At 75.4% G+C, this 20,041-nt stretch carries 17 protein-coding genes; 12 read left to right on the forward strand and 5 right to left on the reverse strand.

Annotation, left to right across the window (positions count from 1 at the left end):
• Window positions 1-2 precede the first annotated feature (2 nt).
• From ACIBIW_RS11305 to ACIBIW_RS11340, 8 genes are all read left to right on the forward strand, one after another.
• A complete protein-coding gene (locus tag ACIBIW_RS11305; RefSeq protein ID WP_399334486.1) occupies window positions 3-491 on the forward strand; it encodes a pyridoxamine 5'-phosphate oxidase family protein in 489 nt (162 codons plus the stop codon).
• Window positions 492-588: 97 nt separating this feature from the next.
• Complete coding sequence (locus ACIBIW_RS11310) at window positions 589-2,295, forward strand: ABC transporter transmembrane domain-containing protein (RefSeq protein WP_399334488.1); 1,707 nt, start codon at window positions 589-591, stop codon at window positions 2,293-2,295.
• Entirely contained in the window at window positions 2,292-4,151 is a 1,860-nt protein-coding gene (locus ACIBIW_RS11315; protein WP_399334490.1) for an ABC transporter ATP-binding protein, read from the forward strand. The genes ACIBIW_RS11310 and ACIBIW_RS11315 overlap by 4 nt, the downstream gene beginning before the upstream one ends.
• Window positions 4,152-4,240: 89 nt before the next feature.
• Window positions 4,241-5,335, forward strand: coding sequence for an iron-siderophore ABC transporter substrate-binding protein (locus tag ACIBIW_RS11320; RefSeq protein ID WP_399334866.1), 1,095 nt, complete (start codon window positions 4,241-4,243; stop codon window positions 5,333-5,335).
• 86 nt (window positions 5,336-5,421) lie between these two features.
• Window positions 5,422-6,411 (forward strand): FecCD family ABC transporter permease, encoded by a 990-nt coding sequence (locus tag ACIBIW_RS11325; RefSeq protein WP_399334868.1) that lies wholly within the window; start codon window positions 5,422-5,424, stop codon window positions 6,409-6,411.
• Window positions 6,412-6,414: 3 nt separating this feature from the next.
• Window positions 6,415-7,473, forward strand: coding sequence for a FecCD family ABC transporter permease (locus ACIBIW_RS11330; protein ID WP_399334492.1), 1,059 nt, complete (start codon window positions 6,415-6,417; stop codon window positions 7,471-7,473).
• A gap of 1 nt (window position 7,474) precedes the next feature.
• Entirely contained in the window at window positions 7,475-8,308 is an 834-nt protein-coding gene (locus ACIBIW_RS11335) for an ABC transporter ATP-binding protein (protein ID WP_399334494.1), read from the forward strand.
• Between the two features lie 80 nt (window positions 8,309-8,388).
• Window positions 8,389-8,724 (forward strand): STAS domain-containing protein, encoded by a 336-nt coding sequence (locus ACIBIW_RS11340; RefSeq protein WP_399334496.1) that lies wholly within the window; start codon window positions 8,389-8,391, stop codon window positions 8,722-8,724.
• A 20-nt stretch (window positions 8,725-8,744) separates the two neighbouring features.
• Here ACIBIW_RS11340 and ACIBIW_RS11345 read toward each other — a convergent pair whose 3' ends face one another.
• The 5 genes from ACIBIW_RS11345 to ACIBIW_RS11365 form a co-directional block, all read right to left on the reverse strand.
• On the reverse strand, window positions 8,745-9,158 hold the full coding sequence (locus ACIBIW_RS11345; protein ID WP_399334498.1) for an ATP-binding protein: 414 nt from the start codon (window positions 9,156-9,158) through the stop codon (window positions 8,745-8,747).
• A gap of 74 nt (window positions 9,159-9,232) precedes the next feature.
• Entirely contained in the window at window positions 9,233-9,604 is a 372-nt protein-coding gene (locus tag ACIBIW_RS11350) for an STAS domain-containing protein (RefSeq protein WP_399334501.1), read from the reverse strand.
• Window positions 9,605-9,693: 89 nt separating this feature from the next.
• Entirely contained in the window at window positions 9,694-10,083 is a 390-nt protein-coding gene (locus tag ACIBIW_RS11355; protein WP_399334503.1) for an STAS domain-containing protein, read from the reverse strand.
• Window positions 10,080-11,219 carry a B12-binding domain-containing protein gene (locus ACIBIW_RS11360; RefSeq protein ID WP_399334505.1) on the reverse strand — a complete coding sequence of 380 codons (1,140 nt, stop codon included), beginning with the start codon at window positions 11,217-11,219 and terminating at the stop codon, window positions 10,080-10,082. Before ACIBIW_RS11360 ends, ACIBIW_RS11355 begins: the two co-directional genes overlap by 4 nt.
• Window positions 11,216-12,919 (reverse strand): PP2C family protein-serine/threonine phosphatase, encoded by a 1,704-nt coding sequence (locus ACIBIW_RS11365; RefSeq protein WP_399334507.1) that lies wholly within the window; start codon window positions 12,917-12,919, stop codon window positions 11,216-11,218. The genes ACIBIW_RS11360 and ACIBIW_RS11365 overlap by 4 nt, the downstream gene beginning before the upstream one ends.
• 900 nt (window positions 12,920-13,819) lie before the next feature.
• On the opposite strand from ACIBIW_RS11365, the gene ACIBIW_RS11370 reads away from it, so the two are divergent.
• From ACIBIW_RS11370 to ACIBIW_RS11385, 4 genes are all read left to right on the forward strand, one after another.
• Window positions 13,820-14,044 (forward strand): type A2 lantipeptide, encoded by a 225-nt coding sequence (locus tag ACIBIW_RS11370; RefSeq protein WP_399334509.1) that lies wholly within the window; start codon window positions 13,820-13,822, stop codon window positions 14,042-14,044.
• Window positions 14,045-14,127: 83 nt separating this feature from the next.
• The gene (locus tag ACIBIW_RS11375) at window positions 14,128-14,937 is read left to right on the forward strand and encodes a DUF2118 domain-containing protein (RefSeq protein ID WP_399334511.1); all 810 of its coding nucleotides are present in this window, start codon (window positions 14,128-14,130) and stop codon (window positions 14,935-14,937) included.
• A complete protein-coding gene (locus ACIBIW_RS11380; RefSeq protein ID WP_399334513.1) occupies window positions 14,934-17,129 on the forward strand; it encodes an NHLP family bacteriocin export ABC transporter peptidase/permease/ATPase subunit in 2,196 nt (731 codons plus the stop codon). The genes ACIBIW_RS11375 and ACIBIW_RS11380 overlap by 4 nt, the downstream gene beginning before the upstream one ends.
• Window positions 17,129-19,963, forward strand: a complete 2,835-nt coding sequence (locus tag ACIBIW_RS11385) for an NHLP bacteriocin export ABC transporter permease/ATPase subunit (RefSeq protein WP_399334515.1) — start codon at window positions 17,129-17,131, stop codon at window positions 19,961-19,963. Before ACIBIW_RS11380 ends, ACIBIW_RS11385 begins: the two co-directional genes overlap by 1 nt.
• Window positions 19,964-20,041: the final 78 nt, after the last annotated feature.

Consider the following 20,041-nt stretch of genomic DNA (forward strand, 5'->3'; position numbering starts at 1 on the left):
CCATGACAACGGGAGAGACCGGGACGAGCGGCGCCGCGGCGGGCCGCGCCCCGCGCGGCACCGCCGAGCGCCGGAGCGACACCCTGCGGCGGCTCGCCGCCGAGCGGGACATCTGGGTGTCGACAAGCCACCCCGAGCACGGGCCGCACCAGGTGCCCCTGTGGTTCTGCTGGAGCGGCGGGGCGGTGTGGATGTGCACCGGCGCGGGCTCCGCCACGGCCCGCAACGTCCGCGCGGAGCCCCGGGTGCGGCTGGCGCTGCCCGACGCGTGGGACGTCGTGCTGCTCCAGGGCGGCGCGGAGCACTTCACGCCCGCCGAGGCCCCGCGCGAGGGGGCGGACGACTTCGCCGCGAAGCTCGGCTGGGACCCGCGCACGGAGCAGGGCTCCTTCGCGTACCTGCGCGTCACCCCCTCGACCGTGCGCGCCTGGCGCGGCGAGGCCGAACTGCGGGGGCGGGTCGTCATGCGGGACGGGGCCTGGCTCGCCTGAACCCCCGGGCCTCCCCGGGGGCAGGGAGGCTCCTTGCCCTGCCCAGCGGCCATTAGGTTAGCCTTACCTGATTCTTACGCCGGGTGGAGGGAAGGCCATGGGGGAGGCGGGCGGCGGGCGCCGTGTGCTGCGCGGGGTGCTCGCCGAGCGGCGGCGTGACCTCGCGGTGGGGTGCCTCGGCGGTGCCTGCCACCAGATCGGCGAGGCGTTCGTACCGGTGCTGATCGGGTTCACCGTGCAGGACGCGCTCGCCGGTCACGACGCCATGGCGCTGCTGCGCTGGGCGCTCGTCCTGGCCGCCGGGTACGTGCTGCTGTCCGGCGGCTTCAGGATCGGCGCCCGGGTCGGGGAGCGGGCCGCGGAGCTGAGCGGGCACCGGCTGCGGATGGACCTGCTCGCCCGGGTGCTCGCGCCGGGCACCGGCGCCGCGGCCGGCCGCCCGCCCGGGGCGCTGACCACCCTCGCCACCGAGGACACCCGCCGGGTGGCGGCGGTCCTCATGGCGCTGCCGCACGGCTTCGCCGCCGTCTGCGGGGTCGCCGCGGGCGCCGTCCTGCTGCTGCGCACCTCCGTACCGCTCGGGCTGCTCGTCCTGCTCGGCACTCCGGTCCTGATGGCGCTCGGCCATCTGCTGGCCAGGCCGCTCGAACAGCGCAGCCGTACCGAGCAGGAGCACGCCGCGCACGCCTCGGCCGTCGCCGCCGACCTGGTCGCCGGGGTCCGCGTCCTCCAGGGCCTGCGGGCGCGCGGCGCGGCCGCGGCCCGCTACCGGGCCACCAGCCGCGCGGCGCTCGACGCCACCGTGCGGGCGGCGCGCGCCGAGTCGTGGCAGGCCGGGCTCCTCCAGACGCTGACGGGTCTCTTCATCGCCGCGGTCGCGCTCGTCGGCGGGCGGCTCGTGCTGGACGGCGCGATCGGGCTCGGCGCGCTGGTGGCCGCCGTGGGCCTCGCGCTGTTCCTGCCGGGGCCGCTCGGGATGACCGCCTGGGTCACGGCCGAGTTCGCGCGCGCCCGCGCCTCCGCCGCCCGCATCGCCGACGTGCTCGACGCGCCAGGCGACACCGCGCCCGCCGCGGCCGCCGCGCCTGGGGCCCCCGTACCGGCCTCGGGGGCGCTGCGGGTGCGCGGCCTCACGCACGGCGGGCTCGACGGGCTCGACCTGGAGGCGGCGCCCGGCGAACTGCTCGGGGTCGTCATGACGGAACCGGCCCACGCCGCGGCGCTCCTGCGGTGCCTCGCGCGGCGCGCCGACCCCGAGGAGGGCGGCGTGGAACTCGGCGGCACCCCGCTGTCCGCGCTCGACCCGCGCGCGCTGCGCGCCACCCTGCTGGTCGCGGAGCACGACGCGCGCCTGTTCACCGGCTCGCTGCGGGCCAACGTCGCGGCGAGCGGCGGCGGCGCCGACGCGGCCGCGGTGCGCGCCGCGCTCGCCGCTTCCCGCGCCGACGAGGTCGCGGCGGGGCTCGCGGGCGGGCTCGCGGCGCCCGTGGGCGAGCGGGGCCGCGCGCTCTCCGGCGGCCAGCGGCAGCGGGTCGCGCTGGCCCGCGCGCTCGCCGCGGACCGCGACGTCCTCGTGCTGCACGATCCGACGACGGCCGTGGACGCGGCGACCGAGGCGAGGATCGCGGCCGGGCTGCGCGACCTCAGACGCGGCCGCACCACGCTCCTCGTCACCAGCAGCCCCGCGCTGCTCGCGGTCGCCGACCGGGTCGTCCTCGTGGACGGCGGACGGCTCGCCGACAGCGCCCCGCACCCGGAACTCGTACGCCGCAACGCCCGTTACCGCGCGGCGGTGCTGACATGAGCGCTCCCGCGCACCTCGTCGAGGAACCCCGCCCCGACTCCCCCGCCGCCGGGGCCGCGCCCGGCCCCCCGGGTGCGGCGGAGGGGCGGCTGCCCGTCGCGACCGGGGCGCGGGCCCGCGCCGCCGCCCTCGGACTGCTGCGCCCCGACCGGCGCCGCGCCGCCCTGGCCGGTCTGCTGCTGATCGCCGCGACCGGCGTGGGACTGCTCACCCAGCCGCTGCTGGGGCGGGTCGTGGACCTGGTGGCGGACGGCCGCCCCGCGGGGGCGCTCACCCTGCCCGCCGTGCTGCTCGCCGCCGTCGCGCTCGCCCAGGGGGTGGCGACGGCGCTGGGCAGGGGCGCGGTCGCCCGGGTCGGCGAAGCCCTGCTCGCCCGGCTGCGGGAGCGGTTCGTGGACCGCGCGCTCGCGCTGCCCGCCGACCGCCTTGAGCGTGCCGGGGCGGGCGACCTCACCTCCCGGGTCACCGACGACGTGGCCCGGGTCTCGGAAGCGGTGCGCTCCGCGCTGCCGGAACTCGTCTCCTCGGCCCTGACGATCGCGCTCACCTTCGTCGCGCTCGCCGTGCTGGACTGGCGCTTCCTGCTCGCCGCCCTGCTCGCGGCGCCCGTCCAGATACTCACCGCGCGCTGGTACGTGCGCCGGGCCGTGCCGCTGTACGCGCGCCAGCGCGTGGTCTCAGGCGCCAGGCAGCAGCAGTTGCTGGAGACCGTGGGCGGCGCCGACACCGTGCGCGCCCATCTGCTGGAGGACGACCACACGGTGCGGGTGGCGCGGCGCTCCCTGGCGGCGGTGGGCGTGTCGCTGCGCGGGGTGCGGCTCGTGCTCGGCTTCTACGGCAGGCTGCACGTCGCCGAGTACATCGGCCTGGTGGCCGTGCTGGGCGCCGGGTTCTGGCTGGTGCGCGGCCACGACGTGTCGCTGGGCACCGCGACCGCCGCCGCGCTCTACTTCCACAGCCTGTTCGGGCCCGTCAACGCGGCGCTCGTGCTGCTCGACGACGCCCAGACCGCCACGGCGGGCCTCGCCAGGCTCGTCGGCGTCACCGACCTCGCGGACACCGCGCCCCGCCCCGGCGCGGCGGCGGCTCCCGCGCGGACCGCCGAGAGCCCCGAGGCCGTGCGCGCACGGTCGATACGGCACGCGTACGGCACCGGGGAGCCGGTGCTGCACGGGGTGGACCTAGTGCTGCGGGAGGGCGAGCAGGTGGCCCTGGTCGGCGCGAGCGGGGCGGGCAAGAGCACCCTCGCGCGCATCGTCGCCGGGGTGCAGCCGCCCACCTCGGGCGAGGTCACGCTGCCCGAGCCCCGGCGGCCCGGCGCCCCTGCCGCCGTCCTGGTGTCCCAGGAGCCACACGTGTTCGCGGGCACCCTGGCCGACGACCTCAGGCTCGCCGCGCCCGGCGCCGACGACGCCCGGCTGCGCGCGGCGCTCGACGAGGTCGAGGCCCTGGAGTGGGCGCTCGGCCTGCCGGAAGGACTCGACACCGTCGTCGGCGACGGCGGCCATCAGCTCGACGCCGCCAGGGCGCAGCAACTCGCCCTGGCCCGGCTGGTGCTGGCCGACCCCGCGGTCGCCGTGCTGGACGAGGCGACGGCCGAGGCGGGCAGCGCGGGCGCCCGGGTGCTCGAACGCTGCGCGGGGCGCGCCCTGCGGGGCCGTACCGCGCTGGTCGTCGCGCACCGGCTCACCCAGTCCTTCGCCGCCGACCGGGTCGTGGTGCTCGACGCCGGCCGGGTCGTCCAGGAGGGGCCGCACCGCGAACTGGCGCGCGCCGACGGCCCGTACGCCCGGCTCTGGGCCGCCTGGTCGGGCGACCGCGCGCGGCCGCTCCCCGACCCGCACGGACACCCGTGACCGCACCCGCCCACGACCACGCGGCCCGCCCCCACCGGGCCGCCCCGCCCGCGCCGCACCCGGCACCCACCGATCAGAAGGACCCGCACATGCTCCCGCTCCTCAGCCGCACCCGGCGCGCCCTCGCCGCCGGCTGCCTCGCCCTGCTCCTGGGCGCCGTCGCCGCCTGCGGCGGCTCCGACAGCTCCGACAGCTCCGGCAACGGGTCGGGCTCCGCGGGGTCCGCCGCCGAGGCGCCCGTCGAGAAGGGCGCGTTCCCCGTCACCATCCGGCACAAGTTCGGCAGCACGAAGATCACCTCGGCGCCGCGCCGTGTCGTCACCGTCGGCCTCTCCGACCAGGACCCCGCCCTCGCGCTCGGCACCGTGCCGGTGGCCACCACCGAGTGGCTCGGCAACTTCCCCGGCGCCATCGGCCCCTGGGCGAAGAAGGCGCTGGGCTCGGCGAAGCCGCCCACCGTGCTGAAGGACCCGGGCACCGGGCCGCAGGCGGAGCGGATAGCCGCGCTCAGGCCCGACCTGATCCTGGCGCTGTACGCGGGCCTGACCAAGGACCAGTACCGCACCCTCTCCAAGATCGCGCCGGTGGTGGCGCAGCCGTCCGGCATGGCCGACTACGGGATCTCCTGGCAGGAGCAGACCGAGACCGTCGGGCGGGCCCTCGGGCGGCCCGCCGCGGCGAAGAAGCTGGTGGCCGACGTGGAGAAGCGATTCTCCGACGCCGCCGCCGAGCACCCCGAGTTCCAGGGCGCGAGCGCGGTCGTGGCCACCCCGTACCAGGGCCTGTACGTGTACGGGCCGCAGGACAACCGCACCCGGCTGCTGCACGACCTCGGCTTCCGCCAGCCCGCCGGGCTCGCGAAGGCGGTGGGCCCCGACGACTTCGGCGCGAACATCAGCAAGGAGCGCACCGACCTGCTCGACAACGACGCCACCGTGTGGATCGTGACGGACCCCGCGAAGGACACGGCGAAGCTGCACGGCAACGGGCTCTACGGCGACCGGCGCGTGGTCAAGGAGGGCCGCGAGGTCTTCGTGAAGGACAGCAGCGAGTACGGCAGCGCGGTGTCGTTCGTGAGCGTGCTGTCGCTGCCCTACACCCTGGAGCGCATGGTGCCGCAGTTGGCGGCGGCGGTGGACGGCAAGCCGTCGACCAAGGTCCCGGCCGCCGACTCGGGCCGGTGACCGCGCAGGACACCGCGGCGGCCGACACGCGCGGCGCGCCCGGCGGCGCCCGCAAGGGGCGCGGCGGGCCGCGGCCCGCGCTGCTGCTGGCGTCCCTGGTGGTGCTGCTCCTCGCGCTGTTCGTGCTGTCCCTCGCGCTGGGCGCCCTCGACATCCCGCCCGGCCGGGTGCTCGGCGCGCTCGCCGGGCGCGACGAGCCCGCCAGGGTGCGGCAGGTGGTCTTCGACGTACGGCTGCCGCGCACCGGCATGGCGCTGCTCGCGGGCGCCGCGCTCGGCGTCTCCGGCTGTCTGATGCAGGCGCTCACCCGCAACCCGCTCGCCGACCCGGGCATCCTGGGGGTCAGTGCGGGCGCCTCCTTCGCGGTGGTGCTCGCGGTGGGCGTGGCCGGGGTGGGGTCGGTGCTCGTCTCCGTGTGGTTCGCGTTCGCGGGCGCGCTCGCCGCGTCGGTCACGGTGTACCTGCTGGGGCGGCTCGGCGCCTCGGGGGCGACCCCGGTCAAGCTGGCGCTCGCGGGGGTCGCCGTCACCTCGGTGCTCTCCTCCCTCACCAGCGCGGTGGTGGTGACGGACCCGGACGCGCTCGACCGGTACCGGTTCTGGTCGGCGGGCTCGCTCGCGGAGCAGGACGGGCCCGCGGTGGTGCGGCTGCTGCCGTTCCTCGCGGTGGGCGCGGTGCTGGCGCTGGCCGCCGCGCCCGCGCTCAACAGCCTCGCGCTCGGCGACGACGTGGCCGCCTCGCTCGGCCGCAGGCTCGGCATGCTGCGGTTGCAGTGCGCCGCCGCCGTCACCCTGCTCACCGGCGCCTCGGTCGCCGCGATCGGGCCCGTGGTGTTCCTCGGCCTCGTGGTGCCGCACGCCGCAAGGGCCCTGTCCACCTGGGCCGGGCACGGGCCCGACCACCGCAGGATGCTGCCGCTGTGCGCGGTGCTCGCGGGCTGTCTGCTGCTCGCCGCCGACCTGGTGGGGCGCACCGTGGCACGCCCCACCGAGATCCAGGCGGGCGTGGTGGTCGCGTTCCTCGGCGGCCCGTTCTTCGTCGCGCTGGTACGCCGGCGCCGGCTCGCGGAGGTGTGAGCGATGGCCGCACGCGACGCCGCCGCGCTCGCCCCGCGCACCTTCCGTCTCGCCGTACCGCCGCTCTCGGGGGTGCTGCGCCCGCGCCTCGTGCTGGTGGTGGCGCTGCTGACCGTGGCCACCTGCGCCGCGCTGTGCTGGCACATCGCCGTGGGCGAGTTCACGGTGCCGCTGCCCGACGTGGCCAGGGCGCTGCTGGGCGGCGGCGACCCCGGCACCCGGCTCGTCGTCACCGAACTCAGGCTGCCGCGGGCCATGGCGGGCCTGCTCGCGGGCGCCGCACTCGGGGTGTCGGGCGCCCTGTTCCAGACCATGACCCGCAATCCGCTCGCCAGTCCCGACATGATCGGCCTGACCCAGGGCGCGGGCACCGCGGTCGCCGCGGGCGCGGTGTTCTCCCTCGACACGGGGCCCCAACTGCTCGCGCTCGTGGGCGCGTTGGTGAGCGCCCTGCTGGTGTACGCGCTGTCCTGGCGGCGCGGCACCACCGGCTACCGCGTCATCCTCGTCGGCATCGGTGTGTCGTGGGTGTGCACCAGCGCCACCGACTACCTGCTGGCGCGCGGCAGCGCCCACCAGGCGCAGTCCGCCACCGGCTGGCTCGTCGGCAACCTCAACGGCCGCGACTGGCAGCAGGCGGGTCCGCTCGCCGTCGCGCTCGCGGTGCTGCTGCCCGCCGCGCTGCTGCTCGGGCGGCAGATGCGGGTGCTGCACCTCGGCGACGAGGTCGCCGCGGGCCTCGGCACCCGGGTGCAGACCGTGCGCGGCGCGATCCTGCTGACCGGCGTCGGTCTCGTCGCGTTCGCCACGGCTGCCGCGGGCCCCGTGGCGTTCGTGGCGCTGGCGGCGCCGCAGATCGCGCTGCGGCTCGCACGCACCTCGGCGCCGCCGCCGCTGGCCGCGGGGCTCACCGGCGCCCTGATGGTGCTGGTGTCCGACGTGGCGGCCCGCACCGTGCTGCCCGACACGGAACTGCCTGTCGGTATCGTCACCGGAGTGCTCGGAGCGCCCGTCCTGCTCCGGCTGCTCGTCCGCACCAACCGGACGGGCTCTGGAGGCTGACATGTCGACGCACTCACCCGCGCGGGGGCTGCGCGCCCACGGACTCCACCTCGCCTACGAGGACAGGACCGTGGTGCGGGGCATCGACCTCGCGGTGCCGCCTGGCCGTATCACCGCCGTCGTGGGGCCCAACGCCTGCGGCAAGTCCACCCTGTTGCGGGCCCTGGCCCGGCTGCTGGCGCCGCGGGAGGGCGGGGTCACGCTGGACGGCGCGGAGATACGGTCGCTGCCCACCAGGGAGTTGGCGCGGCGGCTCGGCATCCTGCCGCAGTCGCCGGTGGCGCCCGAGGGTCTGACGGTGCGCGACCTGGTCACCCGGGGCAGGGCGCCGCACCAGACGTGGTGGCGGCAGTGGTCGGCGGCCGACGAGGAGGCGGTGGGCGCGGCGCTGGCCGCCACCGGCACGGAACACCTCGCGGAGCGCCCCGTGGACGAGCTGTCAGGGGGGCAGCGGCAGCGCGCCTGGATCGCGATGGCGGTGGCGCAGGGCACCCCGGTGCTGCTGCTCGACGAGCCCACCACGTATCTGGACCTGGCCCACCAGATCGACGTCCTCGACCTCGTCGTCGACCTCAACCGCGAGGAGGGCCGCACCGTGGTGATGGTGCTGCACGACCTCAACCAGGCGTGCCGGTACGCGGACCACCTCGTCGCCCTCAAGGACGGCGCGGTGGTGGCCGAGGGCGCGCCCTCCGAGGTCGTCACCGCCGCCTCGGTCGCGGAGATCTTCGGCCTCTCCTGCGAGGTGACCGCGGACCCGGTAAGCGCGACCCCGCTCGTCATCCCGCGCGGCCGCCACCACGGGGCGGTGCCGGTCGAGGACGCGACCGCGTGACGGACGCGCCCGGCCCCGCCCCGGGCCCCCGCGCGGGGAGACGAGGGCCGCTGCCTCGCGGGGGATGGCAGAGTGGGGGCATGTCTGGGACTGGGCGGGTGGCGTCGGTGACGGTGAGCGGGCGGGTGTGCGTGGTCAGGCTGGAGGGTGAGGTGGACGTCGACAGCGGGCCCGAGGTGGAGGAGGCGCTGTCCCGGGCCTGGCGCTCGCCCACCGACGAGACCCGGGTCGAGCTGGCGGGGCTCGTCTTCGCCGACTCCACGCTGCTGAACCTGCTGCTCGGCCTGTGGCGACGCCACCGGAAGGAGGCGAGAGCGCTGACCATCGCCGGGCCCTTCACCCCGGCCGTCAGACGCCTCTTCGAGGTGACCGGGACCGCCGGTCACCTGCCGCTGACCGAGCCGCACACCCCGTGACCCGGGTCACCGCGCCCCGGTCACACCCGCCCGGGTCCCGGGGGCGCTTCGAGCGCCAGCGCGACCCGGATGACCTTGCCGTGCCCGGCCGTCTGCACCCGGACGCGGCGGCTCAGGCGCCGTACGAGGGGCCAGCCGAACCCGCCGGGCGCCGCGGACCCGCGTGACGTGGTGTGGGGCGGCCGTGGTGATCTGTCGCCGACGTCGACCAGGATCTCGCCGTCGCACACCGTGGCCTCGAACGACGTGAGGCCGCCGCCGTGCCGCTCGGCGTTCGACACCAACTCGGTGACGACGAGCAGGACATCGGCCACGATGTGCTCGGGCGGCGGTGGGAACGGTCCCGAGCCGAGCAGTCGGCGCACCCTGCCGCGGGCCACCGCCGCGTTGAACTTCGGCTCCGGGACACGCTCGGCGCCCTGCGTGTCGGCCACCTCGGCTCCCCTCCCGCTCGTGATCCCCGCGTCGGCACCCCGCCGAGCGTCCCCGGGGTCCTCTCGCACGCCGCTCATCCCGCGGCTTCCCCATGCCGGGCCCGCGCGAGGTCCGACGCGGCGTCAAGACCCGGGGCGATGGTGAAGGCACGGGCGGTGTCGGTCATCTCCAGCAGGCGCTGCGGCGCGTCCGACGGCGCGGTCAGCACGAAAGGGACGCCCAGGGCGTCGTGGAGTCTTCGCGCGCCGAGGAGTACGTGCAGGAACGAGGAGTCGGCGAAGGACACGTCGGACAGGTCCACGACGACACCGAGCACCGAGCCGGGCTCGGGGGCGCCGACGTTCCGCTCCAGCAGCTCGGCGGCGTCCGCGTCGAACTCTCCGCTGAGACGCACGATTCGCACTCCGTCCTGCACGGACACATGGACATGGGGTTCGGTCATCATCCGGGCATTGTGGCAAGCGGCCGCGCGTGGCCGCTCCGAGCCCCCGCCCGTGGGCGGCGCAGCACCACCGCCCCCGTCGCGTGCGGCCGTCAGGCCCCGTCCTCGCCCGCACGCCGGGACAGCGGTCCGCCGCGGGTCTCCCGTACGGGCCCGACGAGGTGGTTCAAGGTGCCCGTCACCTCCAGGAGGCGTTCGAGGAACGCCGGCCGGTTGTCCAGGCGGAGCGCGGTGCCGGTCTCCCCGGTGCGGCGTCTGATCGTCAGCAGCGCGGCAAGCCCCATCGAGTCGCACATCCGGAGCCCGGCGAGGTCGAGGCGCAGCCTCGGCGGGGGCGGGGTGGTGTCGAGGCAGTCGAGGGCCGCCCGGGTAAGGTCGTCGGCCGTGTCCCAGTCGAGGTCGCCCTCAAGTAGGAGGCAGGCGTCGCCGTCGCCGTCGAAGGTGGTCTCGACGTGGAAACCGTCGTCGGGGAGTGTGGTCATACGGCGCTGCCCGGGGCGGGAGACGGTGGTCGGTGCGCGCGCCCGCCGAGGGCCGCACGGCCCGCGTCGAGCAGGGTCAGGGCGCGCGGGAAGTCCTTCAACTCGCCCTGGAGGAGGGCCAGGGCGGGGTCGAGGGCATGGGCGGGCACCCCACGGGCCGCGAGGATGTCGCCGGTCCATGCGGTGAAGTCGGCGAACGCGTCGACGTCGTCGGTGTAGAGGGCGACCGCCAGGAAGTCGACGATGTGGGCGACGTCCTCGGCCGTGCGCTCGTGCTGCGCGGCGGTGTAGGCGCGCATCGCCGGGACCCGCTCCTCAAGTCCGGCGAGCGTGTTCTTCACGAGTTGCCGTCTGCCCCGGGAGACCATCGTGTACTCCTGGTCGCTCAGGTGCGGCAGGTCGTCGACGATCTGCCGGGCGTCCCCCGGCACCAGGCTCCTGAGGCCGCGTTCCAGTACGTGGGCGGCGGCGCGGGCGTCGGGCGCCCAGGCGTCGGCCCCCAGCAGGCGGGCGCGGCTGCCGTCCGCCCCGAAGGCGGCGCCGCCCGCGATCACCGGTATACCGACGGCCTGTACGGCGGTGATCGCCGCGTGGGCCACCGGGAGCCTGGTCGGGATCGAGGACGAGAGCGCGACGGCGTCGGGGCCGGTCTGGTGCAGATGCGCGATGAGGTGCGGGGTGGGCACCTGGGCGCCGAGGAAGTCGACGCGGTGGCCGCGGTAGCGCAGCACCTCGGCGAGGATTCTCGCGGGCAGCGCGTGCCACTCGCCGTCCACGCAGGCCACGGTGACGGCGGCCCGGCGGGCCGCGGGCGGCCGGTCCACCGGGACGCGGTGGGCCATCGCGGCGATGACCCGGTCGTGGATCGCCGTCGCGGCGTGCTCCTGGGCCACCGTGATGCGGTTGGCGGCCCACTCCTCGCCGACCGTGCGCTGCACCGGGGCGATGATCTCCAGAAGCGCGTCCTCGGGGCTCACGCCCGAGTCGAGCGCGGCGAAGACGGCCGCCCCGGCCGCGTACTCGTCACGGTCCGCTATGGCCTGCCACAGCGCGGCGCGGGAACGTGCCAGCGGTCCTGGGGCCCCGGTCCGCGCGGTCCGTTCCGTGCCGGTGCCGGGTGCGAAGGCTTCGATCATGGGGTGTACCTACCCCGGGTGCGGCCTTCCACGACTGCCAGATGAGCGGTGCGCGGGGCCGTGACGGCCATCAGCGCCATGTCGTCGTGCGGGTTCTCGCCGATCCACTGGGTGGCGAGCATCTGGACGTGCTCGACGACGGCTTCCGCCGGCATGCCCGCGCAGTCCGCGAGCGCGGCGCGCAGCCGCTCCTCGCCGAAGAAGACGTCGCCGAGCGGGCCGCCCCTGGCCTCGGTGATGCCGTCGGTGAACAGCAGGCAGGTCTCGCCGGGTTCGAGGTCGACGTGGGCGGTGGTGACCCTGATGTCCGGCAGGGCGCCGATGACGGTGCCCGACGTGGCCACCTCCTCGACCGCTCCCGAGCTGCGCACGACGAGGGGCCTGGGATGGCCCGCGCTGGACAACCGCAGCCGGGCGCGGCGGTCCTCGCGGCGCACGGAGACCAGGACCATGGACGCGAAGCGGGTGTGCCTGCCGTTCAGCAGGGCGCCGTTGAGCAGGCCCAGCGTCCTCGCGTGGTCGTCGGCCATCGGCAGCAGCGCCTGGAGGGTGTTGCGGATCTTGCCGGTCAGGACGGCCGCGTCAAGGCCCTTGCCGCTGACGTCGCCGAGCACGGCGAACGTCTCGCTGTCCGGCTCCGCGCCCGGGTGGATGTCGTAGAAGTCGCCGCCGACGCGCTCGGTGTCCTTCGAGGCCCGGTAGCCACCGGCGAAGTCGACGCCGTCGACGTGCCGGAGCGTCGGGGGCAGCAGCTCGGCCATGAGCGTGTCGGTGACCTTGGCCTGCTCGGTGTACAGGCGCGCGGCGGAGAGCGCGGCGCCCGCCCGGGCGGCGAACACCCGCGCGAAGACCTCCTCGGAGGCGTCGAACGCGGCTTCCTCCCCGCGCCGCAGCAGGATCAGCGCTCCGGCGGGAACGCCGTAGCCGGGCAGCGGTGTCACCACGACGGACCCCACGGGGCCCTGGAACCCCTCGGGCACGGCCCACGCGGGCAGCGCGCCGGGGTCGATCCAGCGGGACGGCACCGGCGGGAACCCCTGGAGCGCCTCCCCGAGTCCAGGCACGTCCGCGGGGTCGAGGCTCATGAGGCGCTGCCCGACCCGGCCGCCGTGGACGGCGAGGGCGAGGGGGTGGCGCCTGCCGGTGCGCGGGGCCACCAGCACGGCGGCGTCGGCGAGGTGCCGCGCGGCGAGTTCGACCGTGGCCTCGCGGCAGCGCTCCGCGTTCAGCGAGGCGAGCAGCCGGGTGGACACCTCGGCCAAAATCGCCGTGCGCTCCCGCTCGCCGCTCAGCGCCGTCTCGGCGAGCAGCCGGTCCGTCTCGTCCACGAGCCACCAGACCACGTCGCCCGCGCTGGTACGCGTCGGGTGCGCCTCGAAGGACAGGCCCTTGTGGGAGCCGCGAGGGAGCGGCCCCGCGCTCTCGCGTGCCTCCCCTGAATCCGCCGGTTCCTCCGCCGCCGGTTCCTCCGCCTCCTCGACGAGGCGCCCGTGCGCGTCGGCGAGCCAGTCGGGCAGCGTGCCGCGCAGCGGCGCGCCGCAGCGCGCCTCGGGAAAGACCGCGAGCGCCGCGGCGTTCATCTCGACGACTCTTCCGCCGGGGTCGACGAGAAGGGCCGGCAGGGGCGCGCGCAGCCACGAGTCGCCCGCGGTGGCGACGAGGCCCGCGGCCGAACGCACTGGGCCTTCGAAAGTAGTCATGTTCCCGGAACCCGCCGAGCGGATTCGATCGCCTTCCCACTGGACACATGCCTCGGACCCCGCCCACCTTCCCGTACGGCGCTCGCGGCATCAACCCGTCCCCGTCGGCCTTCGCCCCGTGTGACCGCGGGAACACGGGACTTCGGGCCGCGGAGCGCGCTTCCGTATCCGGGGCGGCACCCGGCGGTCGGGGCGCCCTCGTCCGCCGGGGCGCGACCTTCTCACGCGCGGGCCGCGGAAAGCCGCGCCGGGAGCCCATGGGGATCTTCACAAAGACAAATCCGGTTGTCGGCGGCCATGGCGCGGCCGACCTCTTTCGAACAGGTGTATTTGCTCGGCACTTCCCGACTTCCAGGGGGCGCGCGAAAAATTCGAGCGCCCCTTTTCCCGCCGCCTCCGCCTGTTCTCGCGCCCCTGCTCTCACCCGCTCCCCTGCCGCTCACATGCCTCCGTCCAGCCCCTCTCCCCCATTTGTCCACTCGGTCACCCAATCTCTACAGACTCAAGTCCCATAAGCGCACTTCCCCCGCGATGGCCCCGGGGAGCATTCAGGTCAGACCCCCTAAGAGCTGAGGTCGCCCGGCGTTCACAACCGAAACGCGCGCCCCCGTCGCTTGTGAAGCGAAAAAGGAGACTCCGTGCCCTGTGCGCCCGGCCCCCACGCGATATCTCTTCCGGACTACGCAATGAACGCGCGTTCGGGTGTGAGGACGTCCTGGTGCGTGCTTAGATCGCCACCACCTCGCGGTCACCGCGGTGAGCCCGCCGGGTCTCTCCCCCACCGTTCTCACCAACGAGGGCCCACCGTCAGCGGTGTACGCGAGGCCCATGGAAGCCGGGTACGGCGCGCCCACAGGGCAGGCCCGTGCCCGGAAAGCACACGAAGGGAAACCCTCACAGATGAACTCCACCCCCGGTATCGAGACCCACGAGATCTCCGACGCCGACCTCGACAACGTCTCCGGCGGTGTGCTGGGCGGCCTGGGCAACACCGTGGGCAGCGTCGTGTCCACCGTGGACGCCGTCGCCCCGGTCAGCGGCGTCGTGGCGACCGTGACGAGCACCGTCGCCCCCGTGGTCAACGTCGACACGTCCGGTGTCTCGGGCACGCTCAACTCCCTCTGACACACGGGCGGGTGCCCCGGTGACGTCCTCGCGGCGCCCCGGGGCACCCTTCCGCGTCTGCCGCAGAAGCCGAGGAACAGCGCGTGCAATTCCGCCGACAGGCACTGGCAAGACTTGAGGCGCCGGAGGCACTCGACCTCCCGGTGCGGCTCGCGCGTGCGCGCGGGCGCCTCGTCCTCGCCGTGACCGTCGCCGCGATGGCGGCGGCCGGGTACTGGGCGGTGACCGGCACCGTCACCTCCACCGTGGACGCCCCCGGGCTCCTCACCTACGGACAGGGCAGCTATGTGGTGCAGTCCACGGTGACGGGACAGGTCACCGACGTGAAGGCACGTGAGGGGCAGCGCGTCAGCACCGGGCAGGCGCTCGCCGAGGTGAAACCGGCCTCCGGACACACCACCGTGCTGCGTGCGGTGCGCCCGGGGCTCGTCACCGCGCTGCACACCGCCGTCGGCTCCGTCGTCACCACCGGCTCCGACGTGGCCACCGTCGAACGCTCCAAGGGAGCCCACGACCCGCTGGTCGCCGAGCTGTACCTCTCCCCGACCTCCGCCGCGGGCATCGCCCCGGGGCAGCGGGTCGACCTCACCGCCGCCACCGCCCCCGAGCAGCGGTACGGGGTGCTGCGCGGCACCGTGCGCACCGTGGACCGCACCGCGCGCACCAAGGAGCAGCTCACCACCGCCCTCGGCGACGAGGACCTGGCGGCGCGGCTGACCGGCCACGGCGGCTCCCTCACCGTGCTCGTCACCCTCACCCCCTCCTCCCGCACCCACTCCGGCTACGCCTGGTCCTCCCCCTCGGGACCGCCCTTCGCGCTCGCCTCCATGACATCGGTCGACGGCTCCGTGCGCACCGCGCGACAGCACCCCTACGCCTGGCTGCTGCCATGACCGGGGCCGCGGGACACAGCGCCGCCACCGACCGCCGCCCCCGCGCGGTGCGCACCCCCACCGTGCTCCAGATGGAGGCCGTGGAGTGCGGCGCCGCCTGCCTCGCGATGGTGCTCGCCCACCACGGCCGCCATGTCCCCCTGGAGGAGCTGCGCATCGCCTGCGGGGTGTCACGCGACGGCTCCCGGGCGAGCAACCTCCTGAAGGCGGCGCGCAGTTACGGGCTCGACGCGCGAGGCATGCAGATGGACACCGCCGCCCTCGCCACCGTGCGCGCCCCGGCCGTCCTCTTCTGGGAGTTCAACCACTACGTCGTCTACGAGGGCACGAGGCGCGGCCCGCGCCGCCCCGGGGTGCGCGTCAACGACCCCGCCACCGGGCGCCGGTTCGTGCCCGCCGAGGACTTCGACACCGCGTTCACCGGGGTGGCCCTCGTCTTCGAGCCCACCGACGCCTTCACCAGGGGCGGGCAGCGCCCCGGGCTGCTGCGGATGCTCCCCGCCCGGCTGCGCGGCACCACGGGCACCCTGCTGGCGGCGCTGCTCGCGAGCCTGCTGCTGGTGGCGGTGGGCGCCGCGGTGCCCGCGCTCAGCCGCACGTACATCGACACCTTCCTGATCGGCGGCGCCTCCTCGCTGCTCGGGCCGCTGTTCGCGGCGATGGCCGCGATGGTGGTGCTGACCGCCGTGCTGACCGGGCTCCAGCAGTCCAACCTGCTGCGCGGCCGGATCATCGCGTCCACCCTCGGCAGCGCGCGCTTCATGCGGCACCTGATGCGGCTGCCGGTGACGTTCTTCGCCCAGCGCGGCCCCGCCGACCTGGTGCAGCGCCTCCAGTCCAACGACGCCGTCGCCGAGACCCTGGCAAGGGACCTGGCGTCGGCGGGCGTCGACGGGGTCGTGGTGGTGCTGTACGCGCTGCTGCTGTGGACGTACGACCCCCAACTGACCGCGGTCGGCGTGGGCATCGCCCTGCTGAACGTGGTCGCCATGCGGATCGTGGTGCGGCTGCGCGCCACCCATACCCAGAAGCTGCGCGCCGACAACGCCCGGCTCACCAACACCTCGTACACCGGGCTCCAGCTCATCGAGACGCTGAAGGCGACCGGCGGCGAGGACGGCTACTTCCGGCGCTGGGCCGGCCAGCACGCCACCGTCCTCGAAGAGCAGCAGCGGCTCGGGGAGCCCACCGCGGCGCTCGCCGTGGTGGCACCGCTGCTCGCCACCGTCAACAGCGCGCTGATCCTGTGGATCGGCGGCATGCGCGCCGTCGACGGACACATCTCCATCGGCCTGCTCGTCGCCTTCCAGGCGCTGGTGACCCGCTTCACCGCGCCCATCACCCGGCTGAACGGGGTGGTGGGGCGGCTCCAGGACTTCACCGCCGACGTGGTGCGGCTCAAGGACGTCGAGGACTTCCCCGCCGACGAGCTGTACGCGCGCGGCGGCCGGGACGCCGCCGCCCGCCGCCTCGGCGGGCACGTCAGGGTCAGCGGTGTCACCTTCGGCTACAGCCCCCTGGACGCGCCGCTGCTCAAGGACTTCTCGCTGACGGTCGCGCCGGGCCGCCAGGTGGCCCTGGTGGGCGCCTCCGGCAGCGGAAAATCGACCGTGTCCCGGCTGCTCGCCGGCCTCTACCGCCCCTGGGAGGGCACCATCCACATCGACGAGCGGCCCCTGGAGGAGATCCCGAGGCCGGTGCTCGCCGCCTCCGTCTCCTTCGTCGACCAGGACGTGTTCCTCTTCGAGGGCACCGTGCGCGACAACGTGGCGCTGTGGGACCCCTCCGTCACCGACGAGGCGGTCGTCGCCGCGCTGCGGGACGCCGCGCTCTACGACGACGTCATCGCGCGCCGCCCCGAGGGTGTGCACTCCCGGGTGGAGCAGGACGGCCGCAACTTCTCCGGCGGGCAACGCCAACGCCTGGAGATAGCAAGGGCGTTGGTACGCGATCCCAGCGTGCTCGTGCTCGACGAGGTCACCAGCGCGCTGGACGCGCAGACCGAGCAGACCGTCATCGCCAACCTGCGCCGCAGGGGGTGTGCGTGTGTCGTCATCGCCCACCGGCTGAGCACCGTCCGCGACAGCGACGAGATCCTCGTGCTCGACCGCGGCGAGGTCGTCGAACGCGGCCGGCACGACGCCCTCATCGCGGCGGGCGGCGCCTACGCGTCCCTCGTCGGGAAGCACTGATGGACCGGGTCGACCCGCAGCAGGCGGCCACCGCACAGGTGCCGGCCGCCGCCTCCCACGACCCGGTGGTGGCCGAACTGTCGGGGCTCGGCGCCGCGGTGGACGCGGCCGCGGCCGGTGTGCACCTCGCGGGGCCCGAGGTGCTGTGGCTGGTGGCGGGCGGCGCGCTCGACCTGTTCGCGGTGGACACCGCCGACGAGGGCCCCTGGCACTTCCTCGGCCGGGTGGAGGCGGGCGCCCTGCTCCTCGGCCCGGTGCGCGGCCCCCGGCACACCCTGCTCGCCAGACCGGCCGGCGGCTGCGCGCTGCGCCGGATACCGCTGCGCGAGCTGTCCGCGCCCCTCCCCGAGGGCGCGGCGCCCGATCTCGCCGCGCTGGAGCAGGCGTGCGCGCTCGGTGTCAGCCGCGGCCTCGGCGTCCTCTTCCACGCCCCGTTCGGCAGCCGCACCCCGGCCGTGGACGCGGCGGTCTCGGACGCGGACCTGCCCTGGCTCGCGGTGTGGCCCGGCGCGGTGGTGCCCGGCGGCCACGTCAGCCCGCAGGCCGCGGGGGACCTGCTGGTCGACCCGCGGCTCTGGGAGCGGATCGTGGACCAGCAGTACCGGCTGCTGTCCGCCGTCGACCACTGGATCGAGCGGCTCGAACAGGCGCACGCGGACCGCACCGCCGCCGGGATACGCGCGGGCGAGCATGTGGAGGCCCGCGCCGACCAGGCGCTCGTCGCGTCCATCGGCGACCGCCGCCCCACCGCGGCCCGCCCCCGCGACGACCGGGACGACGACGCCCTGTTCGCGGTCTGCCGCCTGGTCGCCTCCGCCACCGGCATCGCCCTCGACGGGCCGCCAAGGAGCGCGGCGCCCGCGGGACGCGTCGGGCCCGTGGAGCGCATCGCCGCCCACGCGGGGGTGCGCTGCCGCGCGGTGCGCCTCGAAGGCGCCTGGTGGCGGGCCGACGCGGGCCCGCTGGTCGGCGCCCGCGCCAGGTCGGGCTCCCCGGTGGCGCTGCTGCCGCGGCGCGGCGGCTATGTCGCGCTGAACCCGCTCACCGGCACCAGGACCCGCATCACCGACCGCACCGCCGGTGACTTCGAGCCCCGTGCCGTGATGTTCTACCGCCCGCTGCCCGAACGGCCGCTGTCCCCGCTGCGGCTGCTGCGGTTCAGCCTGCGCGGCGCCCGCCCCGACGTACGGCTGCTGACGCTGGCGAGCCTGGTGTCGATCGCGCTCGGCGGGCTCGTGCCGATCGCCACGGGCAAGGTGCTCGGGGTGTTCGTGCCACGCGGCGAGACCGGGCTCATCACCGGGGTGGCGGTGGCGCTGATGGTCAGCGGTGTGGTCGCCGCGGCGTTCGGCCTGTTGCAGAACCTGGCGGTGCTGCGCATCGAGGGCCGTGCCGAAGGCACTCTCCAACCCGCCGTCTGGGACCGGCTGTTGAGGCTGCCCACCGAGTTCTTCACCCGCCGCTCCACCGGCGAACTCGCCAGCGCCGCGCTGGGGGTGAGCGTGGTGCGCCGCACCCTGTCGGGGGTGGGCCCCGTGGTGTTGCAGTCCACGACGGTGGGCGCGGTCAACTTCGCGCTGCTGCTCTGGTTCAGCAGGCCGCTCGCGCTGGCCGCCATCGGGGTGCTGGTCGTCGTCGGCGCGCTGTTCCTGCTGCTCGGGCTCTGGGAGGTGCGCTGGCAGCGGCGCATCGTGGTGCTCGGCAACAAGCTGAACAACCGCGCCTACCAGACCCTGCGCGGCCTGCCGAAGCTGCGCGTCGCCGCCGCCGAGAGCTTCGCCTACGCGGCGTGGGCACGGGAGTTCGCGGCGTCCCGGCGGCTCCAGCAGCGCGCCGGGTTCGTGAAGAACCTCAACGCGGTCTTCGGCGCGGTGTACCTGCCGGCCTGCTCGCTGCTGATGTTCATGCTGCTTGCGGGCCCGGCACGCGGCTCGATGTCCGCGGACGCCTTCCTCACCTTCAACACCTCGATGACGATGCTGCTGACCTCGGTCACCCAGCTCACCGGCGCGCTGGTGTCGGTGGCGGCGGTGCTGCCGATGTTCGAGCAGATCAGGCCGGTGTTCAAGGAGCGCCCCGAGGTCCGCGGCAGCAGCGTCAAACCGGGCGTCCTCGGTGGCGCGCTCGCCGCGCGCAAGGTGTCGTTCCGCTACGGCGACGACGGTCCTCTGGTGCTCGACGAGGTGGACGTGGAGGTGGCCGCGGGGGAGTTCGTCGCCGTCGTCGGCCCGAGCGGCTGCGGCAAGTCCACCCTGCTGCGCCTCCTCATCGGCTTCGAGCAGCCCCTGTCGGGGGCCGTCCTCTACGACGGCCAGGACCTGGCCGCGCTCGACCGCGCCGCGGTGCGCCGCCAGTGCGGGGTCGTCCTCCAGCACGCCCAGCCGCTGACCGGCTCCATCCTGGACTGCGTACGGGGCGCCGAGTCGTTCACCCAGGAGGAGGTGTGGGAGGCGCTTGAGCTGGCGGGGCTCGCCGAGGACGTGCGCCAGATGCCGATGGGCCTGCACACCGTGGTCTCCGGCGGCGACGCCCTCTCCGGCGGCCAGCGCCAGCGCCTGATGATCGCGGGCACCCTGGTGCGCCGCCCCCGGCTGCTCTTCTTCGACGAGGCGACCAGCGCCCTCGACAACGACGCGCAGCGGGTGGTGATGGACAGCACGAGGAACCTGTCGGCGACCCGGATCGTGATCGCACACCGCCTCTCCACGGTGATGGACGCCGACCGGGTCCTGGTGATGGACGGGGGCCGGATCGTGGAGTCGGGCCGGCCCGCGGAACTGGCGGCCGACCCGTCGAGCCGGTTCCACGATCTGGTACGCCGTCAGCAGGCGTAGGCGGCGAGGCCGCCTTTGCGCCGCGTCGGCCGAAGTTGGCGCGAAACGGGCACACCGGGGCCCGTGCTGGCTAAGCTC

This window comes from Streptomyces sp. NPDC050560 (genome assembly GCF_044457285.1).
Lineage (GTDB): Bacteria > Actinomycetota > Actinomycetes > Streptomycetales > Streptomycetaceae > Streptomyces.